Source organism: Pseudomonas sp. FP2294, assembly GCF_030687625.1.
Classification (GTDB): domain Bacteria; phylum Pseudomonadota; class Gammaproteobacteria; order Pseudomonadales; family Pseudomonadaceae; genus Aquipseudomonas; species Aquipseudomonas shahriarae.
This window is the reverse complement of record NZ_CP117441.1, coordinates 2,801,149-2,828,013: the sequence shown is the minus strand read 5'-3', so window position 1 is coordinate 2,828,013 and position 26,865 is coordinate 2,801,149. Positions and strand designations below refer to the sequence as shown.

The 26,865-nt window shown below is 52.1% G+C and carries 28 protein-coding genes and 1 pseudogene; 6 read left to right on the top strand and 23 right to left on the bottom strand.

Annotated elements, in window-relative coordinates; genetic code table 11:
- Positions 1–274 precede the first annotated feature (274 nt).
- Positions 275–904, bottom strand: a complete 630-nt coding sequence (locus tag PSH73_RS12580) for a response regulator transcription factor (protein WP_128593842.1) — start codon at positions 902–904, stop codon at positions 275–277.
- Positions 905–1,264: 360 nt separating this feature from the next.
- On the opposite strand from PSH73_RS12580, the gene PSH73_RS12575 reads away from it, so the two are divergent.
- Positions 1,265–2,026, top strand: coding sequence for a subclass B2 metallo-beta-lactamase PFM-4 (locus PSH73_RS12575; protein WP_198799270.1), 762 nt, complete (start codon positions 1,265–1,267; stop codon positions 2,024–2,026).
- 32 nt (positions 2,027–2,058) lie between these two features.
- On the opposite strand, the gene PSH73_RS12570 is transcribed toward PSH73_RS12575, so the two are convergent.
- The 11 genes from PSH73_RS12570 to PSH73_RS12525 form a co-directional block, all read right to left on the bottom strand.
- Positions 2,059–2,541, bottom strand: coding sequence for a hypothetical protein (locus tag PSH73_RS12570; RefSeq protein ID WP_128593844.1), 483 nt, complete (start codon positions 2,539–2,541; stop codon positions 2,059–2,061).
- Positions 2,538–3,392, bottom strand: a complete 855-nt coding sequence (locus PSH73_RS12565) for a transcriptional regulator (RefSeq protein ID WP_128593845.1) — start codon at positions 3,390–3,392, stop codon at positions 2,538–2,540. The genes PSH73_RS12570 and PSH73_RS12565 overlap by 4 nt, the downstream gene beginning before the upstream one ends.
- Before the next feature lie 40 nt (positions 3,393–3,432).
- Positions 3,433–4,629 carry an EAL domain-containing protein gene (locus PSH73_RS12560; RefSeq protein WP_198799269.1) on the bottom strand — a complete coding sequence of 399 codons (1,197 nt, stop codon included), beginning with the start codon at positions 4,627–4,629 and terminating at the stop codon, positions 3,433–3,435.
- Between the two features lie 322 nt (positions 4,630–4,951).
- On the bottom strand, positions 4,952–5,287 hold the full coding sequence (locus tag PSH73_RS12555) for a hypothetical protein (protein ID WP_128593848.1): 336 nt from the start codon (positions 5,285–5,287) through the stop codon (positions 4,952–4,954).
- A gap of 134 nt (positions 5,288–5,421) precedes the next feature.
- A complete protein-coding gene (locus PSH73_RS12550; RefSeq protein ID WP_198799268.1) occupies positions 5,422–6,297 on the bottom strand; it encodes a winged helix-turn-helix domain-containing protein in 876 nt (291 codons plus the stop codon).
- A 128-nt stretch (positions 6,298–6,425) separates the two neighbouring features.
- Entirely contained in the window at positions 6,426–7,508 is a 1,083-nt protein-coding gene (locus PSH73_RS12545; protein WP_216312118.1) for a fimbrial protein, read from the bottom strand.
- Positions 7,509–7,534: 26 nt separating this feature from the next.
- A complete protein-coding gene (locus PSH73_RS12540; protein WP_305462623.1) occupies positions 7,535–10,060 on the bottom strand; it encodes a fimbria/pilus outer membrane usher protein in 2,526 nt (841 codons plus the stop codon).
- 35 nt (positions 10,061–10,095) lie between these two features.
- Positions 10,096–10,887 carry a molecular chaperone gene (locus tag PSH73_RS12535; protein WP_282405659.1) on the bottom strand — a complete coding sequence of 264 codons (792 nt, stop codon included), beginning with the start codon at positions 10,885–10,887 and terminating at the stop codon, positions 10,096–10,098.
- A gap of 34 nt (positions 10,888–10,921) precedes the next feature.
- Positions 10,922–11,482, bottom strand: a complete 561-nt coding sequence (locus PSH73_RS12530) for a fimbrial protein (RefSeq protein WP_198799266.1) — start codon at positions 11,480–11,482, stop codon at positions 10,922–10,924.
- A 228-nt stretch (positions 11,483–11,710) separates the two neighbouring features.
- Entirely contained in the window at positions 11,711–12,217 is a 507-nt protein-coding gene (locus tag PSH73_RS27020; protein ID WP_370693738.1) for a fimbrial protein, read from the bottom strand.
- Positions 12,218–12,375: 158 nt separating this feature from the next.
- Positions 12,376–13,008, bottom strand: coding sequence for a response regulator transcription factor (locus tag PSH73_RS12525; RefSeq protein WP_128593854.1), 633 nt, complete (start codon positions 13,006–13,008; stop codon positions 12,376–12,378).
- Between the two features lie 273 nt (positions 13,009–13,281).
- Here PSH73_RS12525 and PSH73_RS12520 point away from each other — a divergent pair, with 273 nt between their 5' ends.
- Positions 13,282–13,500, top strand: a complete 219-nt coding sequence (locus PSH73_RS12520) for a carbon storage regulator (protein ID WP_164844875.1) — start codon at positions 13,282–13,284, stop codon at positions 13,498–13,500.
- A gap of 203 nt (positions 13,501–13,703) precedes the next feature.
- Here the strand turns inward: PSH73_RS12520 and PSH73_RS12515 are convergent, their stop codons facing one another.
- The 7 genes from PSH73_RS12515 to PSH73_RS12485 form a co-directional block, all read right to left on the bottom strand.
- Positions 13,704–14,777 carry a fimbrial protein gene (locus PSH73_RS12515; protein WP_220172226.1) on the bottom strand — a complete coding sequence of 358 codons (1,074 nt, stop codon included), beginning with the start codon at positions 14,775–14,777 and terminating at the stop codon, positions 13,704–13,706.
- Positions 14,778–14,788: 11 nt separating this feature from the next.
- On the bottom strand, positions 14,789–15,307 hold the full coding sequence (locus PSH73_RS12510; RefSeq protein WP_198799265.1) for a fimbrial protein: 519 nt from the start codon (positions 15,305–15,307) through the stop codon (positions 14,789–14,791).
- The gene (locus tag PSH73_RS12505; protein WP_164844876.1) at positions 15,307–17,922 is read right to left on the bottom strand and encodes a fimbria/pilus outer membrane usher protein; all 2,616 of its coding nucleotides are present in this window, start codon (positions 17,920–17,922) and stop codon (positions 15,307–15,309) included. The genes PSH73_RS12510 and PSH73_RS12505 overlap by 1 nt, the downstream gene beginning before the upstream one ends.
- A gap of 238 nt (positions 17,923–18,160) precedes the next feature.
- A complete protein-coding gene (locus PSH73_RS12500) occupies positions 18,161–18,865 on the bottom strand; it encodes a fimbria/pilus periplasmic chaperone (protein ID WP_128593859.1) in 705 nt (234 codons plus the stop codon).
- Between the two features lie 47 nt (positions 18,866–18,912).
- Positions 18,913–19,482 carry a fimbrial protein gene (locus tag PSH73_RS12495; protein WP_216312121.1) on the bottom strand — a complete coding sequence of 190 codons (570 nt, stop codon included), beginning with the start codon at positions 19,480–19,482 and terminating at the stop codon, positions 18,913–18,915.
- Positions 19,483–19,561: 79 nt separating this feature from the next.
- Positions 19,562–20,095 carry a fimbrial protein gene (locus PSH73_RS12490; protein ID WP_164844878.1) on the bottom strand — a complete coding sequence of 178 codons (534 nt, stop codon included), beginning with the start codon at positions 20,093–20,095 and terminating at the stop codon, positions 19,562–19,564.
- Between the two features lie 294 nt (positions 20,096–20,389).
- Positions 20,390–21,805 (bottom strand): MATE family efflux transporter, encoded by a 1,416-nt coding sequence (locus tag PSH73_RS12485; protein WP_198799263.1) that lies wholly within the window; start codon positions 21,803–21,805, stop codon positions 20,390–20,392.
- Between the two features lie 841 nt (positions 21,806–22,646).
- Here PSH73_RS12485 and PSH73_RS12480 point away from each other — a divergent pair.
- On the top strand, positions 22,647–23,042 hold the full coding sequence (locus tag PSH73_RS12480) for an SGNH/GDSL hydrolase family protein (protein ID WP_128593862.1): 396 nt from the start codon (positions 22,647–22,649) through the stop codon (positions 23,040–23,042).
- A 219-nt stretch (positions 23,043–23,261) separates the two neighbouring features.
- On the opposite strand, the pseudogene PSH73_RS27015 reads toward PSH73_RS12480, so the two are convergent.
- Positions 23,262–23,426 (bottom strand): annotated as a pseudogene (locus PSH73_RS27015) (IS3 family transposase); the annotation flags it as partial.
- A gap of 235 nt (positions 23,427–23,661) precedes the next feature.
- Positions 23,662–24,222, bottom strand: a complete 561-nt coding sequence (locus tag PSH73_RS12470) for a chalcone isomerase family protein (RefSeq protein WP_120733112.1) — start codon at positions 24,220–24,222, stop codon at positions 23,662–23,664.
- A 168-nt stretch (positions 24,223–24,390) separates the two neighbouring features.
- On the opposite strand from PSH73_RS12470, the gene PSH73_RS12465 reads away from it, so the two are divergent.
- Genes PSH73_RS12465 through PSH73_RS12455 form a run of 3 tightly spaced genes read left to right on the top strand, consistent with a single transcriptional unit; the run spans position 24,391 to position 25,896 of the window.
- Entirely contained in the window at positions 24,391–24,855 is a 465-nt protein-coding gene (locus PSH73_RS12465; RefSeq protein ID WP_128593863.1) for a thiol-disulfide oxidoreductase DCC family protein, read from the top strand.
- 10 nt (positions 24,856–24,865) lie between these two features.
- Positions 24,866–25,576, top strand: coding sequence for an SDR family NAD(P)-dependent oxidoreductase (locus PSH73_RS12460; protein WP_057959654.1), 711 nt, complete (start codon positions 24,866–24,868; stop codon positions 25,574–25,576).
- 14 nt (positions 25,577–25,590) lie between these two features.
- Entirely contained in the window at positions 25,591–25,896 is a 306-nt protein-coding gene (locus tag PSH73_RS12455) for a DUF6482 family protein (RefSeq protein WP_057959655.1), read from the top strand.
- Here the strand turns inward: PSH73_RS12455 and PSH73_RS12450 are convergent.
- Together PSH73_RS12450 and PSH73_RS12445 are read right to left on the bottom strand one after the other, a co-directional pair.
- A complete protein-coding gene (locus PSH73_RS12450) occupies positions 25,891–26,508 on the bottom strand; it encodes a dTMP kinase (RefSeq protein ID WP_305420453.1) in 618 nt (205 codons plus the stop codon). The genes PSH73_RS12455 and PSH73_RS12450 overlap by 6 nt on opposite strands.
- Positions 26,505–26,834, bottom strand: a complete 330-nt coding sequence (locus tag PSH73_RS12445; protein WP_057438473.1) for a lysozyme inhibitor LprI family protein — start codon at positions 26,832–26,834, stop codon at positions 26,505–26,507. Before PSH73_RS12445 ends, PSH73_RS12450 begins: the two co-directional genes overlap by 4 nt.
- Positions 26,835–26,865: the final 31 nt, after the last annotated feature.

The following is a 26,865-nucleotide window of genomic DNA, read 5'->3' as shown; positions in this document are numbered from 1 at the left end:
CTAAGCTGCGTATCTGCAGAGCGGGACGCTGCACTTGCCTTGCGCGTGCGGCAGCACATATTCGGGCATCGCTATGTTGGAGGCCCGTCGCTTGAGGCGCCCCATAATTGCGATGGCATGACTGATAGAGGCCTTATACTCGGATGCACCCCGGGAAAAGGGCATGAAGTGGTGCAAGTAATACGGATTTACACCATCGAGCGTAACGCCGTCAGGATCTCCTCCGATCAAACAGGACGGGAGTTGATATCACTGTCGCAATTTCGTAAATGACCTAATCCGCGAAACCGTTGCGCTTGGCAACTTCAAACAAATGAACCAGGGAAAAGACATTGAGCTTTTCCAGTAGTCGTACCTTGTAGGTGCTGATCGTCTTGTTACTCAGCTGCAAATAGTTCGCTATTTCCTTATTACTCATCCCTCGCACAAGCAGTTCAAATGTCATTAACTCGCGGTTGGAAAGCGTATTGATAAGTAGGGCCTCATTGGAGAAACTGTCACCGAGCGCAGGCAGTCGATCAATGCCATGAGGCATATAAGCCCTGCCTTTCATCAGCAGGTTGACAGTCCTTTGCAACTCTTCAACTGTGCACGTTTTCGACAAAAACGCCGACGCGCGCGCCGCACGGCAACGGTTGTAATAATAGCGTGCTGAGCAGGATGTCAGCACCAGAATTTCAATATTCTTATCAAAGCTGTAAATCTTCTGCATCACCTCTAACCCCCCAATTCCGGAGAGCTGGATGTCCAAAATCACTAAATCAGGTTTATGCTCACGTACCAAGTCAAGGCCGTCGGTACCATTATTAGCCTCTGCTACCCAGGTAAAGTCGTCCGGATTCAGAATGGATTTAATAGCCGCTCGCACAAGCGGTTGTCCATCAATAATAATGACTTTGAACATCAGCACCCCCCAGTGTTTCAGATCAGATGAACTACAGGAAACTTCTCATCCAGCAATCCTACACACGCGGCTGCTGTTACTTAACTAAAATACTAATCGCTTAAAGAAATTAACAAGTTATCACGCACCTCCATTGTGCACCCAGAGCCCTTAAAGCAGCCCAGGTCAATACTGCGCCTGCACCGACGCCCGGAATCCGCAGTTGAGCCAGGCGCGTACCAATCCCGCATTAATTCTCAATTCATGGTTATTCACTTCGCAATGGGTGGGATGTGCCTGATTCTATGACGCGGCCTCACTACCGATCAGAACAGGTGGGGGCATGCCCCTGTGTTGTATAACTCATTCCCTGAGAAACTTATGAAGCTTATTAATATTCTGTCAGTCATCAGCCTGGCCTGCATTACCTCCCAGGTCTTCGCTAACAAGAGTGACTTGACCCTTACCCACTTCAAAGGCCCGCTCTACATCGTTGAAGACAAGGAATATGTGCAGGAGAACTCAATGGTCTACGTTGGCGAGCAACACATCACGGTTATTGGCGCAACCTGGACCCCAGCCACCGCTGAAAAGCTTGAGCAGGAAATCAGGAAAATCAGCCCCCTGCCCATCAAGGAGGTGATCAATACCAACTACCACACCGACCGCGCGGGAGGTAACGCCTACTGGAAGAAGCTCGGCGCCAGTATTGTCTCAACGCAGATGACCTATGACCTGGAAAAAAGCCAGTGGCGCAGTATTGTCGACTTTACCCGGCAAGGGATGGAGCACTATCCAATCCTGGAACAAAGCCTGCCAGACCAGGTATACCCGGGCAACTTCGACTTGCAAAACGGCCATGTTAGAGCACTGTATTTAGGCGCGTCTCACACCGAAGATGGGATTTTTGTGTACTTTCCAGAAGAGCGTGTGTTGTATGGAAACTGCATTCTCAAGGAAAAGCTGGGTAACATGACATTCGCGAATCGCAGCGAGTACCCGAAAACCCTGAAGAAATTGCAAGGGCTGATCCGCAGTGGTGAATTGCCCGTTGAAGCGATTATCGCAGGGCATAACTCACCGATACAGAACGTTGAGTTGATTGACCATTATCTGACCCTGCTTGAACACGGCGAGCAGTAATATCTGCGGGAATTTTGCCAGTGCCGGCGAGCTCAGCGTGATGAAATATCTCGACTGCGCTCGCTCCCCAGGCACAATACGCGCTCCAGCTCTTTGATATAGAAACACGGCGTATCCGGGTTCAGGTCCAACTTGTAAAAGGTCAATTGTGATGCATGACTTGATAAATAAGCATAATTAAAGGCAACGTCTCGATCACGCACCGACATGCTTCTAAGCAGCTCATTGCCGCCTACTGGGTTAGTCACAAATCGGGCACTGCCGAAGAGGTTGTTAACCAGTGCAAACGAAAACTTCTGGCTATCATAATTTATTTTCTCAAAATCATGAATTTGATTTCCATGCGACTGAAGCCTGATCAGCACATTTAAGACTTCGCCACTGCTCATAATCATCGAACCGGTGGTGAAACAAGCGCCTTTAAGCACATCCTTACGCGATGCGGATGAATACATCAAATGCAAGGCCACGAGCAACCCGATGCCCACCAGTAGTCCAACACTGCGCTTGTTCACTTCAGGCACCTGTCTAACTGTTCATCGGTCAAGAGTGCTAACTTCGAATTATGCACTGAAACAAATTCCACCGTGCTGCCACTGATGCAAAGGATTTCGTAAAAGCTGTGCATCGTATTTAAAACCACTGTGCCGGGCACTTCCAACAAACTTTCCATGCGCCGTAGCACCGGTGCCATGCTCACTTTTAGCCTCTCGACTTCCGGTGTATTTGCACCGGTGTACCACACAGTCAGCAAGCCCTGAGTTTCGGTTTCTTTGACGAAGTCCGGCTGTAGCCAAAGGTTCCAATCAATCCGCCAAAGAAAACTCATAGCTAATATCAGCGTCGCTCCCATCAAGATATTCTCAGTGCTCAGCCGCCTTGTCAGCCATGAAAGCCTAACCTGCGGCACTTCGGAGCTTGATGCGGCGCCCAAGGTTAAAGGCGCCGGAGCGCTAATGTCGCTAACGTGCCCGGGAGCAACCAAGAACGCGGAGTTGAACTGGTAACCCCTTCGCGGAATGGTCTGGATGATTTCACGATGCTCGTCATCGGCCAGCAGTTCCCGAATCGTTGAAATAGCCTGGTTCAAGCTGTTCTGCCCAACGATACGGTCAGGCCAGCCAAAGGCAAATATTTCATCGCGACTTACAATGGTGCCTGCCCGGTCAATCAGAATTTCCAGGATTCGACTGGAACTGTATCCCAACTCAACTTTTCGCTGGTTATTATGCTCATGAATAACCAACATATTTTGCGAGGGCCAAAATACAACTTGCCGCCCTTCAGAAGCACATAGAATTAACACTTTTTTAGCTTCCGCTTGAATACCCTTATCGCTCGATGTCGGGTCAATCGATGACTGCATGTTCTTTTCCTTGCAACGATAACTGTGAGTACCTATTCTTTTAGATCACTCGGTTCATATCCGGATGAACCAGCGAAAAATACCCATGTACCAAGTCCTCTGCAGTCAAGTCTTTTGCATAAAACCAACCTTGGGCAGTGGTCGCCCCTAAGGTAAGCAGACGCTCCACTTGTTCGGGTGTTTCGACCCCCTCGACGATTACGTTGAGTTTCAGGTGTCTGGCCATATTCAGCAAATGGACCAAAATCGTATTTGCGCGCCCTTGACCTTTTTTGCTCACAAAGCAACGGTCAATTTTAAGAATGTCCAGAGGCAGGCAATCCAGATAAGACAAATTGGAATAGCCCGTACCAAAGTCATCCAAGGCAATCTTATGGCCCTGGGCACGTAATTGATTCAAATGCAGGATGGCTTCGTATTTATCAAGCACGACACCTTCAGTGACCTCAAATACAATGCGCGACGCCGGGATGCCATATTGACTCAATAGTTGTTGAATAAACGCGGGGAACGTGGGGTCGGATACATCTTGAGAAGATAAGTTTATATTGATGTAAAACCCGTCACATGCCCATAGCAGGCATGAATAATCTTCTATAACACGCTGGCAAATCCAACGGGTTGTCAACGGCATGATGCCGGATCGTTCGATCAACGGAATAAATACCGCAGGGCTTATCGTCTGCCCCTTATGGGTCCAGCGTAGTAATGCCTCAGCGCCTACCCATAGGCCAGTGTTCATATTCACTATCGGCTGATAGTGCACGCTCAACTCACCGTTAACCAAGCCTCTGCAAAACCTTGCTTGCATTGAAAAGTAATACGTATAGATCGAACTGAAAACCTTATAGAGGCCGATAATGGTACATACCCCAGCAGCCGACATAGACAATAAAATACAATACTCTATAAAGGCATAGCTTTTAGCCAACAGCGAAGGCCACTCCTCAACGCTAGCCTCATAGTTACCCATGGCTTTCAACTCACTCAGCATGCCAGGCTCAAAACCAGAGAAGTTACCATTGCTCAAATCAACAATATTACTCAGGCGCTCAAAAACATACATTTGCGCCAAATGTTCCACCGAGTATAGCGACGCCCAGACCATCAGTAATGCGACGATCAACCAAAGCGCGACTTGCGCGACTGCTACCTGAGACCACATTGAAGAAATAGAGTTTGCCCATGAGCGCTCAACAGAACGCCCACGCTTAAGAACGCGCTTGATTGCTTTCACGTATCAACCTGTTAGGTAAAGTCATTTCTAGAACTGCGGGGCTAAATCTGAATAACACTCACAAGTAGGCGAATGAAGTGAACCCGGTCGCTTCATGGCTACGATAATGATTTATTGACTGCCCGATTTGGATGCCGAGCATAGAGCAGATTGGTGTAGAGACGAGGTGATGAGTGGTGAATTCATAATTATTCACCACTCAAGCTTACTACACGCACGAAGGCCGCCCGTCCACCGCGGTCATGCGTGTGCTCTCAGCATCACTTAATAAATAGCGCCGCTATCAGTGAGCACTCGGAGGGTACATCTCAATTTAAAAAGGTTAGCGCTCGGCACCAAAGCAACGTACTGTCTCCAACTCCTTTACATAAAAGCACTGACTGCCTATACGCGCCTTTATTTTATACAAGCTTAATCTGGAAAACTCGTTCGAGTAGTAAGCGTAATTAAAGGCAATATCCCGGTCGATGCTGATCTTATCTTTAATCCACTCGCCATCCCGCTCTTGATTCGTCACAAACCGCGCATTACCGGATAGACTACTCACTTGCGTCAGAGAAAAATCCTGGGTGTTTTTATTAATCGCTTCGAAGTCGTGCAGTTTATAGCCATGGGACTGTAAGCGCTGGCTGCTATCATACACAACGCCGCTGCTCATGATCAGTACTCCAGAAGCAAAGAACGTGCCCTGCAATATCTGTCTACTCGATTGAGCCGAATACACAATATGCAAAATGATTAATATCACTACTAACCCAGACCAAGTGATCACCCATCGAATATTTAATGGTTTCAATTGACGCACCTGTTCAGTTGTTCATCTGTCAACTGGGATAATTTGGTTTTATGCACCGTCAAAAACTGCACAGATCGCCCCTGATCAATACAGACGATCTCATAAAAACCATGCATTTTATTGAAAATGATGGTTTCCGGTTGTTTGACAAACGCCTGCAAACGATCACGCAAAGGCTTGATATCGGCCTGCAACTGCGTCAGCTCTTCTGGGCTTTCCGAGACATACTGAATGTCTAACTCGCCCAATGCTTCACTTGCACTGAACAAGCCGTGCTGCAACCAAAGCGCCCAGTCGATACGCCAGACTAACGTTGCTGCCAGTGCAATCGTCAGCACACCGAGCAGCAGGTTGGTAGAGCGTGGTAGACGGTCTAATGCAAAAAACGCCTGGCCTTGCTCCGGCTGATTGATACCTTCAGCAGCATCCGCTGCTACCGGAGGCGCTGGGGCAGTGTCATCGCTGACGTTAAACTCTTCGCGGTCCTCGCTCAGGTATGCCGAGTTAAATCGATACCCACGCCGTGGGATCGTCTGGATGATCGTTCGCTGTACATCATCGCCCAGCAGATCACGAATATTGGAGATTGCCTGGTTCAGGCTGTTCTGTCCCACCACCCTGCCCGGCCAACCGTAGGCAAACATTTCCTCGCGGCCGACGATCAGGTCGGCGTGGCAGATCAGCAGTTCAAGCAGCCGGCTTGAGCTGTAACTCAACTCCTGTCCAGTGATAACCCCCCCCTCACTAACCCTCAACAGGTGTTGGCTGGGGGAAAACTCTGCATACCGCGAAACCTCATGAAGCCTGAGTATGACCTTTGTGGGCACCACCGACGGAAGAACACTGCCATCGGTACTTTCAATGGGTTGCATTACTGTCACTACCCCGCGTCTGTCTTTCGATCACGTCAATGGACTACGCTTGCCCAGAACCACTCGATAGCCGACGTATCAGCGGGAGTATAGACAGGTTTAAACGGGCCTCTAAGTGCTGTTTTTGTTTATTGATAGTTGATTGTAAAAATCGCTGTCGCATTCGCCGGGCCGCTGTGTACCGTTGAGTTAGGCAGCCTGAGGTAACGAGCCTTGAGCGCAATGACATAACTGCCACCCTCTTTGGGCTGGAGTGAAATGCCACTGTCAAGCAACGTCGACAGCCTGATCGGCTGGGTATTCTCCAACGCAAGCTGTACACCGATACCTTGCGCCGCCCTCTCAACCCTTGGGCCCTGCGCTGTGAGGCTCAGGATTCCCTCGTCAGGGGACACCGCCCGCTGGGTGGGGTCGATACGGAATGCAATTTTATTGGTTTTGAATACTACGCCTGGCTCAAGTACGTTGGCCCCTGCGGAGTAGTACCCGTAAAACCCCGGGCACTGATTGAGCACGATAGAAAAGTCTTGCCAGGGCGTGTAGCCGGTTTTCTCAAGGGTACCCACAGAGTGTTGGCCCAGACTGACCTGAATGTTCGGCGCCTGGCAGGTTTGCGACACCACCCTCAACTGGCCCGAGAGTCGCACCCTGCGCACCGGCAACTGCCGCCCACGGATTTCGTAGCCGATGTTAACGATTGGCAACGACGCACTCACGACGGGCCCCGCTTGGACATGCGCACTGACCTTGACAAGCGACAGGGTGAATTTATCCAGGTTCGGATCACGAAATACGCAGGCTTGCGGTCCTGGGCAGTCAGGTAGTTTCGCAGTGAATGGAAAGGCGCGGTTATCGACGTCCAGGAAACGCACCCCGATGCCTGCAAGGTTGGTGGGATAGGTATTGCCGTTTACCCCGGGTGGATAACCGGGGATAGACCCAGAGACCATCTCCAGGTTGCGCTTGAGGTTAATATCCCGGGTACCGGGTGCACATCGGATAGATGCGACACCGCCTGGGGTGAAGACTTGACGGTAAACCTCGGTGCCGACGGGGATATCGCGGCCGACGCTGATCTGGCTGATGCGCAGCGGCATTGTCGAATCATTTGCCCCGCCCGCCTCGACCCGTTCGCAGTCCGCCGCCGCGTTACCGGCTATCCATACGACGCTCCACACCAAAAGCGACAGAACCGCGACGTTGCCAAACATATTTCATCTCCTCAGGTCAAACCGGATTAGGGTTGAACCGCTGTGCATAGGCTGTTTCGGCTTTGCAAGCCCGACCCTTCAGCGTCGGGCGCCGGCAGCAGCAGCAGGCACTGCTGAGTGGCCTCTCGCCCCCAACTGACCCTTACTTGATCCACCCCTTCTGGTACCCGCGCATAGAGCTGCCCTCCCTGCCCGACCAAGCCTAACGACGGACCGGCGGCAAGGCTCACGGTGGCACCAAAAGGTACGGGGCTGCCGTCGGCTAAATGCACAGTGAGCAACAGCGCACGTCCCGCATTGGTTGCGAAATCCACCGCTAAAACAGCCCCGGCGGTGGGCACCACTTTGCGGCTTGATTCGTTCAGATCCACACTCGAGGATGCGCCGCGGGGGTCGATGCCCACCTCGTTAAGTTCATAAGGGCGCAGGTAAGGCACCACGGCATTGCCCTGACTATCCAGCTTGACTCCCGGAAAGCCCACCACTTCAGCCCCTTGGGCGCCCTTGGCACTGATTAACGCAATGGTGTCGCTGCGAAAAGGACTCAGCGTAAGCCCCTTGGGATGCCCAACAAGACTGCCGCCGACACTGACACCCAAGGTGGCATAGTCATCGCCCTGACTCAGCGAGCCGCCGAGGGAGGTTTTGTCGCCTTGGTACTGGCCGTTCCACGAAGTGCCCGACGTGCCACTTGCACCATCACGCTGGAGCCCAACGCCGTAACTGTATTGATTGCCCTCGCCGGAGCTACCGCTGAGGTATAGATCTTCGCTGAGTTGCCCTTGGGCATCGCGTGCCAAGCGCGCCGACAGTTGGGCGTAATGACGCGTTGAGCCAAATGCCAATGGCAGGTTAGCGGTGAGCAGGTAGGTGGTGTCCATTGCCCCGAGTGCCTGGCGGCTGCGGTTGGCATTAAGACTTAACCCCACACGCCCCAATCGGGTGCTGTAGCTGAGTTGATACTGCAAGTCACTTCCCGCCGTGCTCCTGTACCACTGGGATGACGCGCTGAGCCCTAACTGCCCCCACTCTCCGATCTGTTGATTGGCGCTCAGTGTCACACGGCGGCTCATCCGCGAAGCCAGGGTCATGGATGAGAGCACGTTCTTCTCAAACTGTAATCGCTGCGACGCATCGTTGAGATTATGGGCGCCAGTGGCCGAATACCAATAGGATGCTGCCGTGAAGTAACTGCCGGTCTCCAGCACACTCTTGCTGTACAACAGGCGCAGGGTATTGCCGTGTTCTGTGCCACTGAGGAAACGGGTCTTGGACTGCGTCAGGTCAAGCGCCAGTGCGCCCAACTGCGTATTCATGGCCACGCCGGTCAACAACGCGGTGTATTTGTCGCTCGCCTGCAGCCCGCCTTCTCCAGTGAACATATTGTTCAAGCCATGCTGGACGGTAGCTTGGGTAAAGTTGGGCGGATCATCAAGGTACTGATTGCGTAACTGCCCCGCCGTCAAGCTGTAACGCGATACGCCGGGGCGCAACAGTTGACTGACCGAAGCGTAGGGTACGGTGAAGCGTTGCTGGCTGCCATCGGCCTCAATAACGGTCACGCTCAGGTCGCCGCCATAGCCACTTGAGTAGAGGTCGTCGATCACAAACGGTCCAGGCGCGACAAGGATCTCGCGCAAAATGTTGCTCTCCTGACGGATAACCACGCGCGCGCTGGTGCGTGCGATGCCGCGAATCATCGGCGCATAGCCGCGTAGCGATTGCGGCAGCATCCGATCATCCGTGGCCAGTTGCACGCCCCGGTAGAGCACGCCATCAAATAACTCGCCCGTGGTATGGGTCTCCCCAAGCGTGAGCTGGCTTTTAAGGCCCGCCAAATCACGTTGCAGGTATGTGTTCAGCGCCTGGTACGCGGCCCCATCAGTCGGTTGCCAACTCACTGAGCCATTATGGCGAGCACGCCAATGGCTCAGGTTTATTCCGGCGTCAAAGCTCAGGTAGGCTGAGTCTTCGCCATGCCCCTTGAGATTGCGGGTTGCGTTAGCGGAGTAGCCGAAAATCGCTGCGGTGGTGCCGCGGTTCCATAACTCAGGGCTGACATACCCTTGGGCATCACGGCGCAATGCGACTTGGGGAACACTCACGCGCAACATCAAGTCTTGCAGGTTGAATGTCGCGCTGGCGCCCCTCACTGTTTCAGGTAACACCAGACAGGACGGGTCTCCTAAGGGCGTCAGATAGGCTTTCGGGCTGACTCCCAATTCATCCAGCAATTGCGCAGTGAAGCAGGGCAACACGCCCCCCCCCGATGCGGAGAACAGGATATTTTTACGTCCGATGGGCTGTTCATTAACAAACACGTCAGCCCTGTATTGCCCTGGCAACACCGCATTTCCCTTTTGAAAAGGCGCCAGGTCCAGGCTCTCTGAGCCCTCAGGCAGAAAAGCACGGTTAAAAAGCACCTCATCTGCGAAAACCTTTTGCCCACACGACATGCCCAGAGCCAACCACCAGCCAACAACAGGTTTGGATAAACGCGAGGCACTGAAGTACCGAGCCACTTCAGCCCAGGAGTCAAAAAGAGTGTTCATGGATTACTCGTATGCACTGTTCGCAGCGATCGCGACTAAGGCGTTAGCGGCCGCTTGATCAACACATCCGCGCCATAGTCATTGATAGCGCTGAGTTCCACTTGAGCCTGAGGCCCCGGCAGGTTTTTTAGCGTGGGCAAAGCAAAGGAGTGCTTGGACCTCGGCGCGAGCATTTCACTGCCGGCCATAAACCGCTGTTTGCCATCCACCACACCCACTTTGGCTACGGTCACATAAAACGCCGTGGGGTTATGCCCTTCCAGTGCCAGACCTCCGGCCTGGTGGACGATGCGCCATTGAACCTGATCAATAGCGTCGGATGCGTTGCCGCTCAACGTTTCAGGACGATAGAAAATCTTGATTCGCGAGCGAAAAGCCATCTGCAACAAATTAACCGGCGTGCCAGTCTCCGCGGGCGCGGTGGGCACTTCGAGCAGGTTGAAATAATAAACCGACTCTTTATCTTCGGGCAGGCTGGCACCGGTGAACATTAACCGCACACTTTGGCCTTTATTTGGGTCCATGCGAAATACGGGGGGGGTTAACAAAAAAGGCGCCGTCGAATGGGTGGGGCTAGAGTTTGGATCTCCGCTGTCGACCCAAGTCTGCACCAGTACCGGGAGCGCACCGTTGTTGTCCAGCGTCACGGTGATTTCTGCTTCTTGTGCCGGGTAGATCAAGCGTGTGCCGGTAATGACCACACTGGCACTCACCTGACAACAAACCATTGACATCAGCACCGCGGCCATTCCTTGGCGTATCGATATAAGGTAAGCCATAAAATCCCTTGCTTGGCTGATCAAGTTCCCAGTGCTGTCTTTAATCACAAAGGCAGCACTGGGAGTGCTGAGCGGTTGCAGCTTATAGATAGCTGATCGAGTATGTGACAGCCCCCTCAAACCTACCCGCCTGCACCGGTGTACCGGTCGTTAGATATTGAACAGTGTATGACTTCGTCATACCGCCGTTGACAAGAGGGCTGTAGTCAGAGAGTGCTGGTGCATTACCAATGACCACTGCCTCGTTGTTGGAGTCTTTAATTTGCAGCACGACGCCCTTCGCTGCAGCAGCCGCTGGTGCGGATGTATTAAGCACATTACCGCCCGCGATGCCCTCGCCGCTCTCGAAAGCGATTGCGGCACTCCCTGCTGCTGCTGTTGTTACCACTGCAGACGAGCAATTCGTGAGCGCAAAATTTAGTGCCGTAGCGCCTTTGACAGCACCTACGGTATCCATTCCTGTCGAACTTATCGTCGGCAGTGTAACGGTTGTTGTACCCGCAGCAGCGCCATTCACTGTGATGGTGCAGGTGGTAGAGCTGATACCACCGATAAAATTAATAGTACCGTCGGAGGCTGCATTCACAACCTGGATAGACGATGCGATCATCAATAACGACACAGCGATTACTTGACGTTTCATTTTAATAACTTCCCTGGTTAAACTTAAGTCAGATGTGGCGCAACATAAGTGAGCCCTACGCACTTCCTATTGCGCAACACAATCAGCAAAACACATGCAACAGCATCAAACAACTCAAAATCCATAAAGCATGTTTTTCACAAGTTTCCAGACTCGCCCCTCCCTCAGCGCAACGGTGCAGCATTTCTACTTTGGTCAGCATGCGACACTCATCAGATCACCCCCCGCTTACTCGTAACTGATTGAATACGTCACACTGGTTTGAAATGGGCCAGAACCTATCGCATCACTATCAGCGATATACCGAACGTAATACTCCATCAAGTCAGCCAAGGGCATGGCGGTCTGATTTAGTTGAGAGGGGTCTCCTACCCTGATGGGATTCATCGACGCGTCGTACAACTGGAGCGCGACCCCGGTGGCTGCGTGGGACGTCAGTTTGTTTTCCAGAGTACCGTTCTCACCCACATTCGATCCACGCTGGAAATACACACGGGCCTTAGTCACCAAACTGGATGAACACCCCGAGAACTTAAACGTGAACCTTGTGCCACCCTTGGTTTCTCCTTCCACCGACATTCCTTTACGGCTCACCCTGGGCAATTGAACTAAAGGCGCAAAAGATGTTGAGTTATTGACAGCAATCGTACACGTTTGCGCCACCAACCTGCCGCCGAATTGGAGGGTACCTTCACTCGCAACCGGTGCGGCTACTACTAGCAGGGCAAACGACATCAACGTCGCTACTAGTGCCCTTACACCGAATTTATCTATCATCAATATACCCCTGGCTGCGTTTACGCTCGTCGCTTAGCAGACTGTTAGGGATGACTTTAGCCCTCAGGCAATCTACCGCCAATGAAGAAGAATGATTCACGACTAGTCACACGGGATCATCCCAGCTTATTGCGAGCCGCTAACGCTTGCAGTTGCGATATCGACTGCAATAACATTTTTTCAAAAATATTGGTTTTATGTACACTGATATGAGGTCTGCCAACATTCATGTGTTCGGCAATTTGCCTATTATTCAACCCCCTCGCCAACCCTTGAAATACCATTAGCTCGCGATCCGTCAACGTAGCAATCAAATCAGTTTCATTGGCAAACGACCGCTCTCGCGTTTTGATAGGTGCGTTAATAAAGTCAAAATAGGCGTAGCCCGAGCGTATGGCCCGAAGAATAAATGCCAGCCCCCGCACATCCCTTGAGACACGTAACGACACCGTCGCCCCGGCACGGCGGTAACGCGCCGAAAAATGCTTGGAGTCTTGCTGTGTCAGCACAATAATTTTCAGTTCGCGGTTGCCGGCACGCAGCTGCCTGATCAATTCAAGGCCCTCAATATTGAAGGTGGCAAGGTCCAGAATTGCAATACTCGCAAGCCGTGTTCGCGCAGCCTCAACAACCTGTGCCGCGCACTCGGTGTTGATCAATACGTTGACAGATTCCGCCTCTAAAATATCGGCCATTTCGCCGCCCATACACCAACGGCCCGACAGCACAACGGCTGATATTGTTTCCATCACTCTTTCCGCCTCTAACACATACTTTTCGAGAACGCTATAAGTGGGCTGCCCTGTGACCAGGCAAGCGCTCGACAAGACGGTCAGCCTAATTCAACACACGCTGCGATTAACCTGAAACATGCTTCTTTTGGCTCATTCACCTTGAGCCTCACTTCAAATCCAATCACGTCAGTGTGCGAGGTGATCAACCGAGCGCATGCCAGGTTTTTCACGGCTTTTGACTTAAGTTAAACGATAGTCAGGTAGATCATGTGCGAACGGAAATATGTCATGGAGGAATCACGCGTGAAAATTATTACACTCAAGGTCGGTGACGCCGGTTGTCTGGGTAGCGACATCAAGATCCGGATACTGACGATCCAAGGTAAGCAGGTCCAATTAGGGTTTGAAGCGCCGAGAGATATCCCTATTTATCGCGCAGAGCTCGTCCTGACGCCGGAAAAACGCCAGCGGCAAAACGATAAGTTAAAGGGTGTAACCTCCGAATAGCCGCTTCTTAGCCTTGCCCCCTATCCTGGTCGTTAATCGACCAGGATAGGGTGTTTTCCCCTTGCAGGATGATGGCACGTAAGCCGCAGACCGCTGTTCTTGCTTAGTTAAACCTCAATGCTCTGGCATACGCATCTGCAATCCGCTGCACCGGTCACTATCTATTGTCGTTCGACAAGAGCGTACCAAGGCAAAACCTCGAATCAATCATAAGCAAAGGTAATGCTGGCTACTGCGTTAGCTTCGCCAGCGGTAATGGAACTGGCAGTCTGAATATACTGCGGGGTCAGTACAAACTGGGCAGTGTTGCTCAGTGTGGCTTTATCCTTCACCCGCCATTGGGCTGCGGAGCTTGAGTCAACAAAGCTCGAGTCAGGTCCATAAATCACCGGTGAACCGCCGTCCTTGAGAAACTGAACGCCTACTCCGGTGGCACTAGCGGTGCCGGGTGTCAACTGCAGCTTATTTGTAGAGTTACTTGAATTATTTTGGTCCGTCATGGTTACCAGAACCCCGATGTCAGGAGTACTGCATTGAAGGCTGACGGTTACCGGCGCGTTTGAAGCAACTGTACTGCCGACCCCGGTGAACAGTAGAGGAGAAACGACGCCCATATTAATGACAGCCGGCGAAAGACTGGCCGTACAACCCCTCTGTTTATACTCCAGTTGGAACGCATTTAAACGCACAGTAGCGACATCTTGACCCAGAGTACCAAAATTACCCCACCCGATAGCACTCCCACCCAGAAGATATGGGCCGGGCTCTATATCCTGACTTGTTGTAATAAACTTTATTTCATATTCATAATGTATGTCGTATGCCAAAAAGCCGCCATCTCGAAACACTTTGTAGTCGTTAAATGTATCCTGTACATGAAGCACACGACTTGAACAATTACCACCGCCAAAATAGCAATCTTTTGAATATGTCCTCAAGACAAATCCAATACCTGATGGACTTCCATTAGGCAGAGCAACGTGGTATACGGTATAGTTTTTTCCAGATTCAGAGTAAGATACATCTGACGTACTAGAACTAATTGTCAGGCCATACGACCCATAACCCAAACTGAAACCTCCTACCACTCGCTGCATACCGCTGTTAATCCAACCAGTTAACGCCTCACCTATTATCGAGCTATTGAGCGCAGGCTTTTGGATGACAACGTTCTCGGCACCTATGTATGAATCAAAGAGGTCCGCCAAAGTGCTGTTAGACGTGAACAACAGCAGCATCGAAAGAACAACAGCACCGCCCTTGCTCATCGCCGTCATGAAAACTCTCATTACTGATACTCCAAAACAAAATTTGCAGTCGCGTTGGCGGGCCCAGCGGTAACCGTACTCGCAGTGGAGCGATACTGCGCATAAAACAATAGTTTATTGTCCCCTTCTACCTGGCTGATCGGAATAGCCGATGCCTGGCTGTTAATTGGAATACTTGCACTGTTCATATCGAGTATTTCAATCGCCAGGCCCTTGGCAACGCCTTCTCCCGGGGTAAGTTGCAGAAGATCGGCGTCATCTGCATCGGCATTGCCTTTAAAAGATACCTTCACCGCCGTTGCGTCATCACCACATCTTTCAAGGCCAATCACGAACTTCTGCTTACCCCAAGGAATGCCTTTTGCGTAAAACTGTTTAGTGGCGACATTACCAAAGTCCACCGTCATCTGCTGCGAAGCGAACGAAACCATGCAACCGTTAGCAGCGATCGCCCCGTTGATATTCACCAGCACGTCATAGGCCGCGGCGTGATGACAGAAGGTCCACCCTGCAATCACCCAAAGAAAGCGCTTTTCCATTACACACACTCCGCCGCCAGTTTGCTGATGTCTTTAAGTTCACTGCCCTCGTCCAGCTGGTAGTTAACCGTGCACTGCCCTCCAGGGCCGTCTTGCCACCACACCTTCAATTGCCCCTCCAGAGCAAGGCCGGACAGGAATACCTGACCGTTGTTACCCACAATGTTATCGCCAGGGGTTGCCGCCTGGGTCACGCTCGCACCGAAAGGCACGGGCATACCTTTGTAAGTAATATTCATAAGTGCACGCACCCCGACTCGCACAGCGAAGGTGCTACGCACCAGAGCACCTTGAGTCGGCACGGCGTAGGCGACTGGGTTGTCCAACTCGATGTTATTGGCCAGCGAATTGATATCCAGGGCTACCCTGTTTTGTCGGTAGGTCGAAGCTGAAGGCACCACGGCATAACCGCGAGAATCGGTTTTTATCCCCACACCGCTGGCAAGCTTCACTTCCTTGGCCAGTGGAGCTTTAACCAGGATGTTGGTTTCCCCCAGCGGCTGACTGAACGTCATACCATCCTCATGAGCCACGATACCGCCACTGAAACCATAATTAAGGCGACTACTGCTGTTGCTATTGTTGTAGCTATAGCCGACATTGGCGTTACCGGAAGCCCCCCGATAATGTGCATTCACGTTACTGCTGGCTACATGATCCTTGTCGCTATAACTTTGTTGTGCGCCATAACTCAGATTATTGTGTTCCAGCGCAGTGCCGGTCACGCCCGCGCTGTATAGCGCATGACCTTTGTTATTGAGTGTCTGCCCATAATTGGCATACGCAGAATTGTTTCGCGGACCTCGTTTACCCGTCCATGCGCCGTCGCCCAATGGCAGGGAGACACTCAGCGCAAAGACCTGATCCGTACTGTCAACCCAAGCGCTTTTGTTATAGCTATAAGAAAGGGAATAATTAACCCCTTTCAGCGAGGTGTGATAACCAGCCTGCAGCAGGTCGGTAACTTCCTTGGTATTCCAAAATGTCTGCCGATGACCGCTGACATACACAGAACCAAAGCCGCCCAATGGTTGAGAAACATTGAGCTGTGCACTGCTGCGCTTTGGGTAATTCAAATTGTAATAGTCGTAGAATTCAGGCTTTTGATAAATTTCGCCGTCTTGAGTTATAACCGACGGTCGCCTTTCCATCATTTTACTGGCCGTATCACTGAAGTTATAAAACCCACGAGTGGAATACTGATAACCCGCCAACTTGAAATTGGTACCGGAACCTATCAAGGTCTTGGCATACAACATGCGGATCGAATAACCGGTATGCTGGCTATCGTCCGCCAGAATGCTGTGGGCCGAAGTCACATCCAGCGACAACGCTCCCCAGTCTCCCAGGTTCTGCCCCGCGCCTAAGGAGTACGCTTTGTATTTCTCTGCATTCTGTACACCGCCGTATAGGGTCAGGCCGTGGGGCAGCCCCCAGGCCAAGGTGCCTTGGAGGATAGTTGGGCTGCTCTGGTAATCAGCGCCCCGTAGCGTACCGGCAACCAGATCGTATTTGAGCCGACCTTCGCGTTGCAAAACCGGCAGCGAAGAATATGGCACGCTGTATTGATTCACTCGACCATCCGCTTCACGCACACTGACTTGCAGATCGCCATTGGACGAGCTTGGATAGAGGTCGTTGATCGTAAAAGGCCCGGCCGCTACGTAGGTTTGATAGATTACGTTCCCGCCCTGACGGATAGTCACCTCGGCGTTGCTGTTGGCAACCCCTCTGACTACCGGAGCGAAACCTCTTTCACTGTCCGCCAGCATGTTGTCATCCGACAGCAGCCGCGCCCCTTCAAAGTTGAAGTTGTTGAAAACCGTATTCGATGTCGATGTCTGCCCCAGTATCAGGCTGCTTTTGATCCCCGGTAGCGCACGTTGCGCGTAACTGTTCAGGGTTTTCCAACTGACGCCGGCATCCGAATAGTAGCCATTGCCCTTGTCAACCGTCGAGTCATTCCTCAAGCGCCAGGCACCGATATTCAGTCCGGTATTGAGGTTCAAGAAATAGTTATCACTGGAAGCACTGTTGGAGGCGGTACTGTGGGCGCCCGTGAAGTTGTAACTGACCAAAAGTGCACTAATGCCATTGTCCCACTCTTCTACAGGTACGAAGCCCCTGGCCTTACCGGTCAACATCGCCTGGGGCACACTCACGTCCAGCCGCAACTGTTCCAGGTTCAAGCGACTTTGCGCCTCAGCCATTAACGACTGTAATTGAACGCAGCTACCCGGCAACACAGACTCTAAACCCGGGACAGCGGCAGGGTTGATATTGAAGTCCTTGATCTCCTCAGCGCTGAAACACGCAGCAAGCGCAGGAGCGCCGTCTTTCGAGTATTGATTTTCCTCAAACACCACATCACGGGTATTGATAAACGCGCCATTCAAGTAGACGTCGACTCGATAGGTGCCTGGCTGAATAGCGTCCGCAGCTGAGAATCTGGTAAGGTCTGCAACTTTCGTTTTGGTGTCGGACAGAAAGGCCGGATCAAAGTACTGATCGGCGTGTACCCAACCCCCATAAATCGAGGCGATCAAATACACATAGATCTTGGTATAACGAAAAGCAATCACGTTGACTGCAGGACGCTTAGTGGCTAAATCCATATTAGCCGGTCGGGGACACCATCTCATTCCGCACACCCTAGTTATTTTATCCATATAAATATCGAGGTTTATAAGCCTTCTTCCAGCGCACTATCTGACAGCACCTCACACGAAGTGGCCGGCTTCAATCCGTATCATTTTCAGTAGTGGCTCATGGCTTATTAAAGGACGAACACATACGAATCGCCATTAAGAAGCTCATTGAGTAAATGCAGAAAGACCAGGATTTACCGCTGCTTTATTTCAGTTTTATCAAAGCGCCGTAATCATTTATAAAGGAATAGTGAAGTTCACCTTTGGCATTTTCCGGCACGCGGACCTTCCCTTGTCCATAAGGTGCGACCATGGTGTTGTCCAATACATGCTCGCCAACTGATACTTTGATCAAACTGATGAAATAAGGTGTTGGATTATTGATGGCCAAGGTGTTACCCACACGCTTGACCTCTACTTTCGATGCTGAGTCCTGAAGCCCGTTTGCCAACTCTTTGGGTCGGTAAAAAAGCTTGATGCGACTGACCACAGCCAGCCGGAGTTTGCTCTGCCCATCATCGGCATCCCGCTTTGTCGAAGGGATCGCCTTGACATTGACCCAGAACAGCGTCTCACGATCCTGTGCCAAGGGCGGACCAGCGTAGACCAGGCGCAAGGTATTCTCGGCGGGTGCGCTTTCTGTTGCTTGCTTGATGACAAACAGGGGGGGCGTCACCATGAAGTCTTGCGTGACCCCACCTTCTGCGGTATCAATCCAGGATTGCAGCAAATAGACATTATTTTTATCTGTATTACTAACAGACAGAGAAACCTGCTTGCTGTCTGCCGGATAAACAACCCGTGTCGCTCCCAGCCCTACCCCTCCGGCGAAAGATGCAGTCGAGACTAACGACAGCAAGAGTGCAACACAGGCAACCATCTTTTTTTTGTACGCATTAAAAACGTCCAAAATCTATTCCTCATCAATTTCCACGATGCATTTTTACATCTTTTCACTTACTGATAGACCAGGGTAAAGTCGGCTGTCGCGTTGGCAATCCCAGGGCGCAAAAATTTCTCTACTAATCGGTACTTCGCAAAGAAACTTAAAGTATTGATACCTTTGCTCAACGGCGCATACTCAACGGGATCGGCATTGACTGCTAACAGCTGGTTATCAGCATCAAATAACGCCAGACCAATACCTTGCGCTGCGTCCGTTCCTCCATTAATTGCCAATACCTGCAAATCCTCCTCATTGGCGATGCCGCTAAAGCTGATCCCAACAGACTCACTGACATTACTGTTACAGTCATCCAGCTGAATGGAGAAGGGTACTGCCTGGCTGTCACTGCCAACCCCCGTAAACTGATTACTTCTCACAGTACCCATGAGTACTATCTTGTCGGAGTTACTGATACTGACGGAGCAGGCCCCAGTGGTCACGGCGCCAAACACTGCGACTCTTCCACCAGGAAGTGTTACAACAGTATTAGAGCCGCCTGCAGCATGCACCACTGAATGGGCCGAAATCGTCAAAAAGGCTATCAAAATGCTGATCCATATAGACACTCTATAGACGTTCAAGCTTATACACCCCCTGCCTGCAAGTTCGTTTAGTTATAAAATGCCCGCCCGGGCACTTTATAACCATTCCTCACCTCCGTTATTGATAGTTCACAACGAAGTCAATATTGGCGCTTGCATCGCCTGCTACAACAGCATCCTGCAAAGAAATATAGCTCACTTGAAATGGTAAAATGTTACGACCCGGAATTAACTGGGTCTCCGTACTTACCCCGGTATTGGGAGTAATAACAACGCCATTCTGGTCCCTGATCTGCAAGCCAATGCCCTGGGCCCTGCCACTCCCCATACCCGCATCAAAAGCTGGAAAACCATCGGCGGCGGTTGCTTGAAATTTTATACTCGCAGTTTGCGAAATAACTGTATCGCAGTCCAGCAGCTCAATGGTGAAAGGTGTTCTGGATGCTTCAACCCCCGCCCCCGTAAAGGACGCGAGTCGTACCTGCCCCATATTTACTGTCAATTGCGAAGATGCTGCACTCACTGCACAAGCCGCGTTGACCACGGAACCGGTGAATTTGATTGTGCCTCCCGTTACTGGCGTGACAGCGCTGGCCATGCCACAAGACATCGCTAGAGCCACACCACAGAATGCCGAGATTCCTTTATTCATTACTGATTTCCATCCATTATTGATTGTCATTAAGGGTGTAAGCCTCCCCCTTGATATGAGCGCGGACACCAATGTAGTGTGATCTCCGACCTCATAAAATATGACAGCTAAACAATGCATAAAGAAATCAATCTGAACTTTTTCACAGCTTTTCACACCAATACACTTCTTTTCTCGGTGCTTTTAATACGCCTTATCGAGTGCAGAAGGCGCAGACGCTAAAAAGTTTCAGCGCTCGAGGCGACGCAGGTCGTTATCGAGATGTTAGTTATTTACACCAACACGCGGTGAGAACTACCGACGCAATAGCGTGACCACGCCCGTCGCCAGCACAATGGTCGACAGCGGCAATGCCAGTAATATACCGACAACCCCGAGCCAGGGCGCCAGTATCAGCAAAAATGGAATTTGAATGCACATATTTGCCAGTGTAATCATAGTCGCCCTTCTGCTATCGCTGACTGCTTGATAATACGCCGCGGCGAGTACTAAGAATCCGTCCAGAAACAGCACAAACAGATGGAGGCGAACAGCGTCAATGGCTGCCACATCCAACGCAGGGTCTTCGTCGCTGATAAATATTCGCGTGCCAATGTGTGGGAAGATCAGAATCATCAGTACCAACACCACGCCCGTGCCCACCACCCAGCGCATGGCCAGAAAGAACACCTTACGGACTAAAGCCGATTGCCCCGCACCATGAAAGTAGCTGACCAGAGGTTGCATACCACTGGCCAAGCCTTCGGCCAGCAGATAATAAACCGTCATTAAATACCCGGTTATGGCATAGGCCGCCACGTTCACGGTGCTGCCGTAATGCATCAACGCGGTGTTGTGCAATAACGCGGCGAAACTGGCGTAAAGGTACATCAATAAACTGGAAAACCCATTAAGCAGAATCTGCCGACAGGGTACGGGCTGTAGGCCAAACTCGCGCAGGGCCAGGCTTAATGGCAGGGAACTGTAACGGGTGAACAGAAACACCAAGCCGATCAGCGCCGAGAGGGACTCGCCGGTGACTGTCGCAATGGCCGCCCCCTGCAGACCCCAGCCCAGCTCTACGATAAATACGTAGTCCAGCACTATATTAGTGAGTGCGCCGACAAGCATCATGATGGTGGCCAACATGGGAGCACCCAAGTTTCTGACCAGAATGGGCATGGCAATACTGGCCATTACCAACGGTGAGGACCAACCGATAATTTGCAAATAGCCACTGCCATGGCGCTGCACGGTGGCATTGGCACCTTGCAAAGCAAGCAAGCTATCGCGCCCAGCGATGATCAAGACGCCAACTACAACGCCTAATAATACCAACAGCCACAAGCCTTGTATGAGAAAGCCCTTGGCCCTCTGGAAGTGCCCTTCGCCCTGGGCGATTGAACAATGAACGCCCGCTCCCGCACCAATCATAAGGCCAACACCGGCCATCAGGCCGATCCAGGGCCACGCCATGTTAATGGCTGCCAGCCCTTCGGCGCCCACTACATGTCCAATAAAGATCCCGTCGACGATTTGATACAAACCACTGACCAACATTGCCATGACCGTGGGCAAGGCATAACGCCAATAGGCTGCGGCCACGTTATCAGGCGTAATAGCGATTGAGCGCCTGTTCATATTGCTGACCTGAGCTGATTTGATAGTAAGGGGTTCCAGTCGATTGCCATATGCATCGGCCAGTGTTGTTCTCGTTGAAAATAGATTCACTTCAAATTCAGCGACGTAAACGCGCGGCGCAAGTTACATTAATTTCGAGTAAAAAAAGGCTCAAAAGTCATTAATTCACAATTACTCACACTTAGATGCGACGGGATCCGCTACGTTTCCTGCGGGTATTCTGCTGCGTTCTACGGGACCACCATCTACCGCTGGGTAGGAATCATTTGCCTTGCCAGCGGTGCCGTTTTATACGTCTCGCTGAGAGGCCTTCATGGAAAATAGAGTCCATCATTGAAACCAAGCACACCCATTCATCGCCAATGATAATTCTTCATGAGATTATAGAAAATAAATCAAAAGCTCAGCCTACACTACACATAGATCGAAGAGTTTGTGGTTTGCGATTTATGTGCATCCGACAACTTTCGAGAAATGTAGAGTAAAACCTTCCAAACCTCGCGGTTATTACGTTGATTCTAAAAAGAGCAGATACTTTATCTCCCTCCAACACCTTTCTATGAATCGTACGGGTGCGGACTGTCAAGTCTTCAGGAGCAAACATACTAGTGATTCCCGAAGTCTTTGACGAACCCCGCCCTAAATCTGGAGGGCCATACCCCGCGACAATCTACTCGCATTCGAGCATGAGCTTACCAAGGCCGCCGACAGCGCGGCAATGATAGAAGCCATGACCCAATTGTATCCCGATGCCGGTATGGGTATTGCGCTACAACTTGGGGCCAAGGTTGCAAAAGATGAAATGAAGTGGGGTTGAAAGCAATAACAAACCCAGGACAACGATCCGCTATTTCACTTAGCAATGGAGGTTGGAGCAAGCACCTTTTCTCCCCTTCAGAAAGCTAAACTACTTTTTAACTGGAGAACATTAATGAGCAAAGCAATTAACATACTTCTCGTCGGCTGGCACCCCGACGCGGTGGATTACAGCAAATGGCCAGGACTGACACACGAGAAACTTCAGGCCGCTCTGGACACTGATAAAAACACGTTTGAAAGCCTCGGCTACGCGACTGAACTAGGCTTAATCCAAAGTGAACAGACCGCAGAAACGCTCCTTCTCAGTCTTCTTCAGGAAAAACAACGTGATTGCGTCCTGATCGGAGCAGGCGTTCGTACTGATGCCGCGTATCTACGCCTCTTTGAACGCCTCATCAACACAATTCATGAGCATGCTCCCAAGGCAAGAATATGTTTCAACAGCGGACCATTTGATTCGCTCGAGGCTGTGCGGAGGTGGGCCCCTATGCCCCCACCCATTCACTAGGCAATATAAGCGCCGCTATCATCACTGCGTTCAACGGGGGATAACGCCGTTGAACGACTTCGGCCCAGACCGCTGTATGCGCTTGCTCAAGCACAACCGCCAATATGCACCGCCGTCAATTGAGAAAAACCATTGTTGCGCTGGGTGCTGCTCGCACTGGAGACTGAGCCTCCAAACTGTTCGATGGTTGAATCGCCCCGGATTCTCTAATAGTGCGAGGCGACTACAGTCTTCACCGACCTCGCGCAGATCGTCATGGATTTTGCGATAGCCATAAACGCCGCCGCTCTCCAGCCACGAATGCTTGATCAAACCCGGCAATCGCTGGTCGTCTTTAGCGCGTGCCGATTGCAGCTCAGACAATCAGACGTAATACCCACTGGGTTTACCCAGGCAAAGAGGCTATGCGTCGACACGCGGAGACGAGCCGCTCAATCAGCGACAGGCAGCTTCTTTCGGTCACTTGATTGACAGCTTGCATTTTGAATTCTTCGGGGTAACGCGGGGTTGCTTATGGATCTCCTAATTGGCCTCAGTTTGAGACAACGAGGTGTCTACAAAACCCGAGGCGATTCACCCACCGGTTCGACAAACCCGGCTTATCCAATTGTGCAATTCCTCAACGCCCCCCGGGTTTGGATCCACCCAGCAACTGGGCCCGCAGTTCCGGGTTGCGTGTTCGGGGGTCAAGCCAGATGGCAAAAAAGGCTTTGGCGAAAGCTTCATCCCTCACCACGCGCCTTAGGTTGTCGCCGAAGTAAAACCGTACGCCCTCTCCAGGAACATAAACGCCCGTGATGCGGTCGCCTGCGCGCACATTGACGAACGCGTGCTGCATTTCCCGCTCCCAGCGGCCCATCAGCTCTGAGTTCAGGCCGTAGGGTGACAAGCGACGGATTTCCTTGATGCTGGCCTCGACTAGATCGTCGCGGCTAATAGCGCGGCTGTAGGTGAGTTCAAGCGCAAAAGGTGCATCTGCAACCAGCGGCTCACCGGCGATCAGGCGTGGGCTCCAGAACTGCGCGCTGTAGACCGAGAAACCGAATACTCGCATATCCCCGCTGCCCAACAGATGGGCATTGGGGATCGCCTCACGCCAATCGGCAAATATGTCCGCGCTCTGGAGCATAAGAGCAATACAGATAAGGTGGCGGACCAAGCTATCGTTGCGCGTAGCCATGCAAATACCTCGATAAGACTCTTGGATACCTATGCGCTCGCCACGCGTCAATTGCGGGCGCGTAGCCGGATGGCATTGGCCCGTGGTTAACACGCATAAGCATCGCGCACATTGTCAGGTGGTTACTTTAGGCCTATCTTAGATAAAACCTATACAAGGTATAGTGCAATGTACAACAAAAATCCTTGGCCACTGACGCTGTACTTTGACGGTAACTGTCCATTGTGCGCGCGGGAAATCAAGATCCTGCGCCGACACGCCACAGAGGGCCGACTGCTATTTATTGACTTAAACAGCGCTGAATTTGACGCCAAGGCCCTTGGCTTTACGTTCGAGCACATGCAGTCCGTACTTCACGCCCGCTTCGCCGACGGCCGCTGGGTTGACGGCTTGGACGCCACCCTATGGAGCTGGCGTGCCGCCGGCCTGGGATTCTGGGCCAGCCCCCTGACCTGGCGTGCACTTCGACCGCTGCTGGCGTTCGGTTATCGGCTGTTCTGCCGCTTGCGCCCCCATTTGGCGTGGTTGCCTCACCCGGATGGGCGACGTCGATGTGTCGATAACCGTTGCGCAGTGCCGGAATCACAACACGCACCCGACGCGTCGGACACCTTGAAAACAAGGCAGCCTTAGAGCGCTACTCATGAACAGCCCCTTCGAAATGAACTCACTTGGCGACGGCTATCGCGCCTTAGTGATAGGCGCCAGTGGAGCCCTTGGCACGGCGTTTTGTCAGTTGCTCAAAGAAGATCCACGCTGCTCGGTTGTTCGCGAACTGACGCGTCATAGTCTTCCGGGGTTGGACCTGGAAGAGCCCGAGAGTATCGCCAAAGCCGCCGCCGAATTAGCTGAAGAAGCCCCGTACCAGTTAATCCTGCATGCTGCGGGCCTGCTCCATCGCAAAGAAATCAAGCCGGAAAAGAGTTACTCCGCCATTGAGGCGGATGCGTTTCAGGCAGTGTTCCAGGTCAACACCCTGGGACCAGCGCTTGTTTTGCGTCACTTTTTGCCACTGCTCGACCCTCGTGGCGCGATAGCGGTGCTTTCGGCCAAGGTTGGCAGCATCGGCGATAACCGTTTAGGCGGCTGGTATGCGTATCGCGCCTCCAAGGCCGCGTTGAACATGTTGATTAAAACCGCGGCGATCGAACTGGCGCGAACCCGCCCGCAAACCCGCTTGCTGAGCCTGCATCCAGGAACCGTTATTTCAGGCCTTTCACAGCCCTTTCGTGGTGCCTCGGCAGCCAGGCCGGCACACATTGCTGCCCGCGAGTTGTTATCGCTGATTGACCGTCTGACTGCTGCCGACAGCGGCAATTTTTTTGCTTATAACGGCGAGCGCCTACCCTGGTAGGCAAGGAGTAAACCTTGAATTTGCAAGCACTGACCGAACGGGCCGCGAAGGGCGAAATACGCGAGCTGGAGTTGCTGTCACTCGAAGGTGGTTTTTATCTGGCACGAATCCGCCTGGATCACGGCCAGTTCACCCTGCTTGATGATGCGGCCAAGCCGATGCGCCTGCGGTCGACCACCCACCTGCGCGACTTGCTGCAGACCGTGCCGGCATTTCCTTGCGTGCTGGTGCAGCAATGCGCACACGACGAAATGTGCGGCCGGGATGCAGGGCCTGTCGAGGAGCTGCGTATCCCGTTTTCGCTCACCACGCCATTATGAGCAGGCAAGCACGCGATAAATCTCAGAAACCACCTGCAATGTTGCCTCTTCAAGCGTTCCCTCGTTGCGGCATAAAGCCCAGCCTTGATCTGCAACCGCTCGCTCGAACGCCTGGGTACAGGCAACATGTTCTTCCAGCGTATGCATCACAGTACTGCTCAGCCCGCGCCGTCGTGCTGCGGCCCTCGCCCATGAAATTTCAGGGGCGGTGACAATCCCGACGTGCAGGTCTGGCACTTGCACGTTGCGATCAATGTTCAACTGGAGAATGTCTGCAAACGGGACTATGCGCCGAAACGCGGCATCAGACGGGTACCAGCGATCAATCAACACAATGCTGCCCGGAGGTTGTTTAGTCAGCACCTGTCGGGAAATCCATGCACGGCTATCCGCAAGGCGTTCACACACCTGCAACTCCAGATCCCGGCAGGGATTTCTGACCAGCTTGTTAACGAGGGTCATTGTTTCCCGTCTAAAGGGATCGCTTTTTTTCTCGCAAAGTCGGATTACCGTTTTGGCGTCTGCCCTCAGTACTTTTGTAACGGCTTCCAACAGTGTGGTTTTGCCGGTGCCCTTGGGCCCATCCAGAGAAACAAACAGCGGAGGATTCATTGTTGCAGTTCAACCAACCGCTGGTTGTAACTGTCACGAATGCAGGCCTGTTTGTCGTCAGCCTTCCAGCAGTCGTTGCGCCCCTTGATCCAGCCACGTTGCTCGGCCTTGAGCATCTTGGCCTGGCTGCCGGCCTTTTTCAGCGCGGTGTTGTAGGTGCTCGCCATCTGGCGATCCAGGGCGGAAAGCGCTTCGCTGCCGCAAATCAGCGTTTCCACGGAACTGGCCATGTTTGCGCTGCACTTGAACGAAGGTCCGGTCTGGGCGTGTGCGCTGATGGCGAAAATGGCGACTGGCAACAGCGCCGCGCGGATGAATGAATGCATAGGAGTGTTCCTGTAAAGGTGTCGATGGCCA

Bases quoted from the DNA above. Each gene is read 5' to 3' on its own strand.
- PSH73_RS12445 (WP_057438473.1), bottom strand. From the start codon at position 26,834: ATGCATTCATTCATCCGCGCGGCGCTGTTGCCAGTCGCCATTTTCGCC.
- PSH73_RS12530 (WP_198799266.1), bottom strand. From the start codon at position 11,482: ATGAAACGTCAAGTAATCGCTGTGTCGTTATTGATGATCGCATCGTCT.
- PSH73_RS12505 (WP_164844876.1), bottom strand. From the start codon at position 17,922: ATGGATTTAGCCACTAAGCGTCCTGCAGTCAACGTGATTGCTTTTCGT.
- PSH73_RS12460 (WP_057959654.1), top strand. From the start codon at position 24,866: ATGAACAGCCCCTTCGAAATGAACTCACTTGGCGACGGCTATCGCGCC.
- PSH73_RS12515 (WP_220172226.1), bottom strand. From the start codon at position 14,777: ATGACGGCGATGAGCAAGGGCGGTGCTGTTGTTCTTTCGATGCTGCTG.
- PSH73_RS12540 (WP_305462623.1), bottom strand. From the start codon at position 10,060: ATGAACACTCTTTTTGACTCCTGGGCTGAAGTGGCTCGGTACTTCAGT.
- PSH73_RS12450 (WP_305420453.1), bottom strand. From the start codon at position 26,508: ATGAATCCTCCGCTGTTTGTTTCTCTGGATGGGCCCAAGGGCACCGGC.
- PSH73_RS12555 (WP_128593848.1), bottom strand. From the start codon at position 5,287: ATGAGCAGCGGCGTTGTGTATGATAGCAGCCAGCGCTTACAGTCCCAT.
- PSH73_RS12490 (WP_164844878.1), bottom strand. From the start codon at position 20,095: ATGAATAAAGGAATCTCGGCATTCTGTGGTGTGGCTCTAGCGATGTCT.
- PSH73_RS12480 (WP_128593862.1), top strand. From the start codon at position 22,647: ATGAGCAAAGCAATTAACATACTTCTCGTCGGCTGGCACCCCGACGCG.
- PSH73_RS12575 (WP_198799270.1), top strand. From the start codon at position 1,265: ATGAAGCTTATTAATATTCTGTCAGTCATCAGCCTGGCCTGCATTACC.
- PSH73_RS12510 (WP_198799265.1), bottom strand. From the start codon at position 15,307: ATGGAAAAGCGCTTTCTTTGGGTGATTGCAGGGTGGACCTTCTGTCAT.
- PSH73_RS12470 (WP_120733112.1), bottom strand. From the start codon at position 24,222: ATGGCTACGCGCAACGATAGCTTGGTCCGCCACCTTATCTGTATTGCT.
- PSH73_RS12550 (WP_198799268.1), bottom strand. From the start codon at position 6,297: ATGCAACCCATTGAAAGTACCGATGGCAGTGTTCTTCCGTCGGTGGTG.
- PSH73_RS12580 (WP_128593842.1), bottom strand. From the start codon at position 904: ATGTTCAAAGTCATTATTATTGATGGACAACCGCTTGTGCGAGCGGCT.
- PSH73_RS12520 (WP_164844875.1), top strand. From the start codon at position 13,282: ATGGAGGAATCACGCGTGAAAATTATTACACTCAAGGTCGGTGACGCC.
- PSH73_RS12565 (WP_128593845.1), bottom strand. From the start codon at position 3,392: ATGCAGTCATCGATTGACCCGACATCGAGCGATAAGGGTATTCAAGCG.
- PSH73_RS12545 (WP_216312118.1), bottom strand. From the start codon at position 7,508: ATGTTTGGCAACGTCGCGGTTCTGTCGCTTTTGGTGTGGAGCGTCGTA.
- PSH73_RS12525 (WP_128593854.1), bottom strand. From the start codon at position 13,008: ATGGAAACAATATCAGCCGTTGTGCTGTCGGGCCGTTGGTGTATGGGC.
- PSH73_RS12465 (WP_128593863.1), top strand. From the start codon at position 24,391: ATGTACAACAAAAATCCTTGGCCACTGACGCTGTACTTTGACGGTAAC.
- PSH73_RS27020 (WP_370693738.1), bottom strand. From the start codon at position 12,217: ATGTCGTTTGCCCTGCTAGTAGTAGCCGCACCGGTTGCGAGTGAAGGT.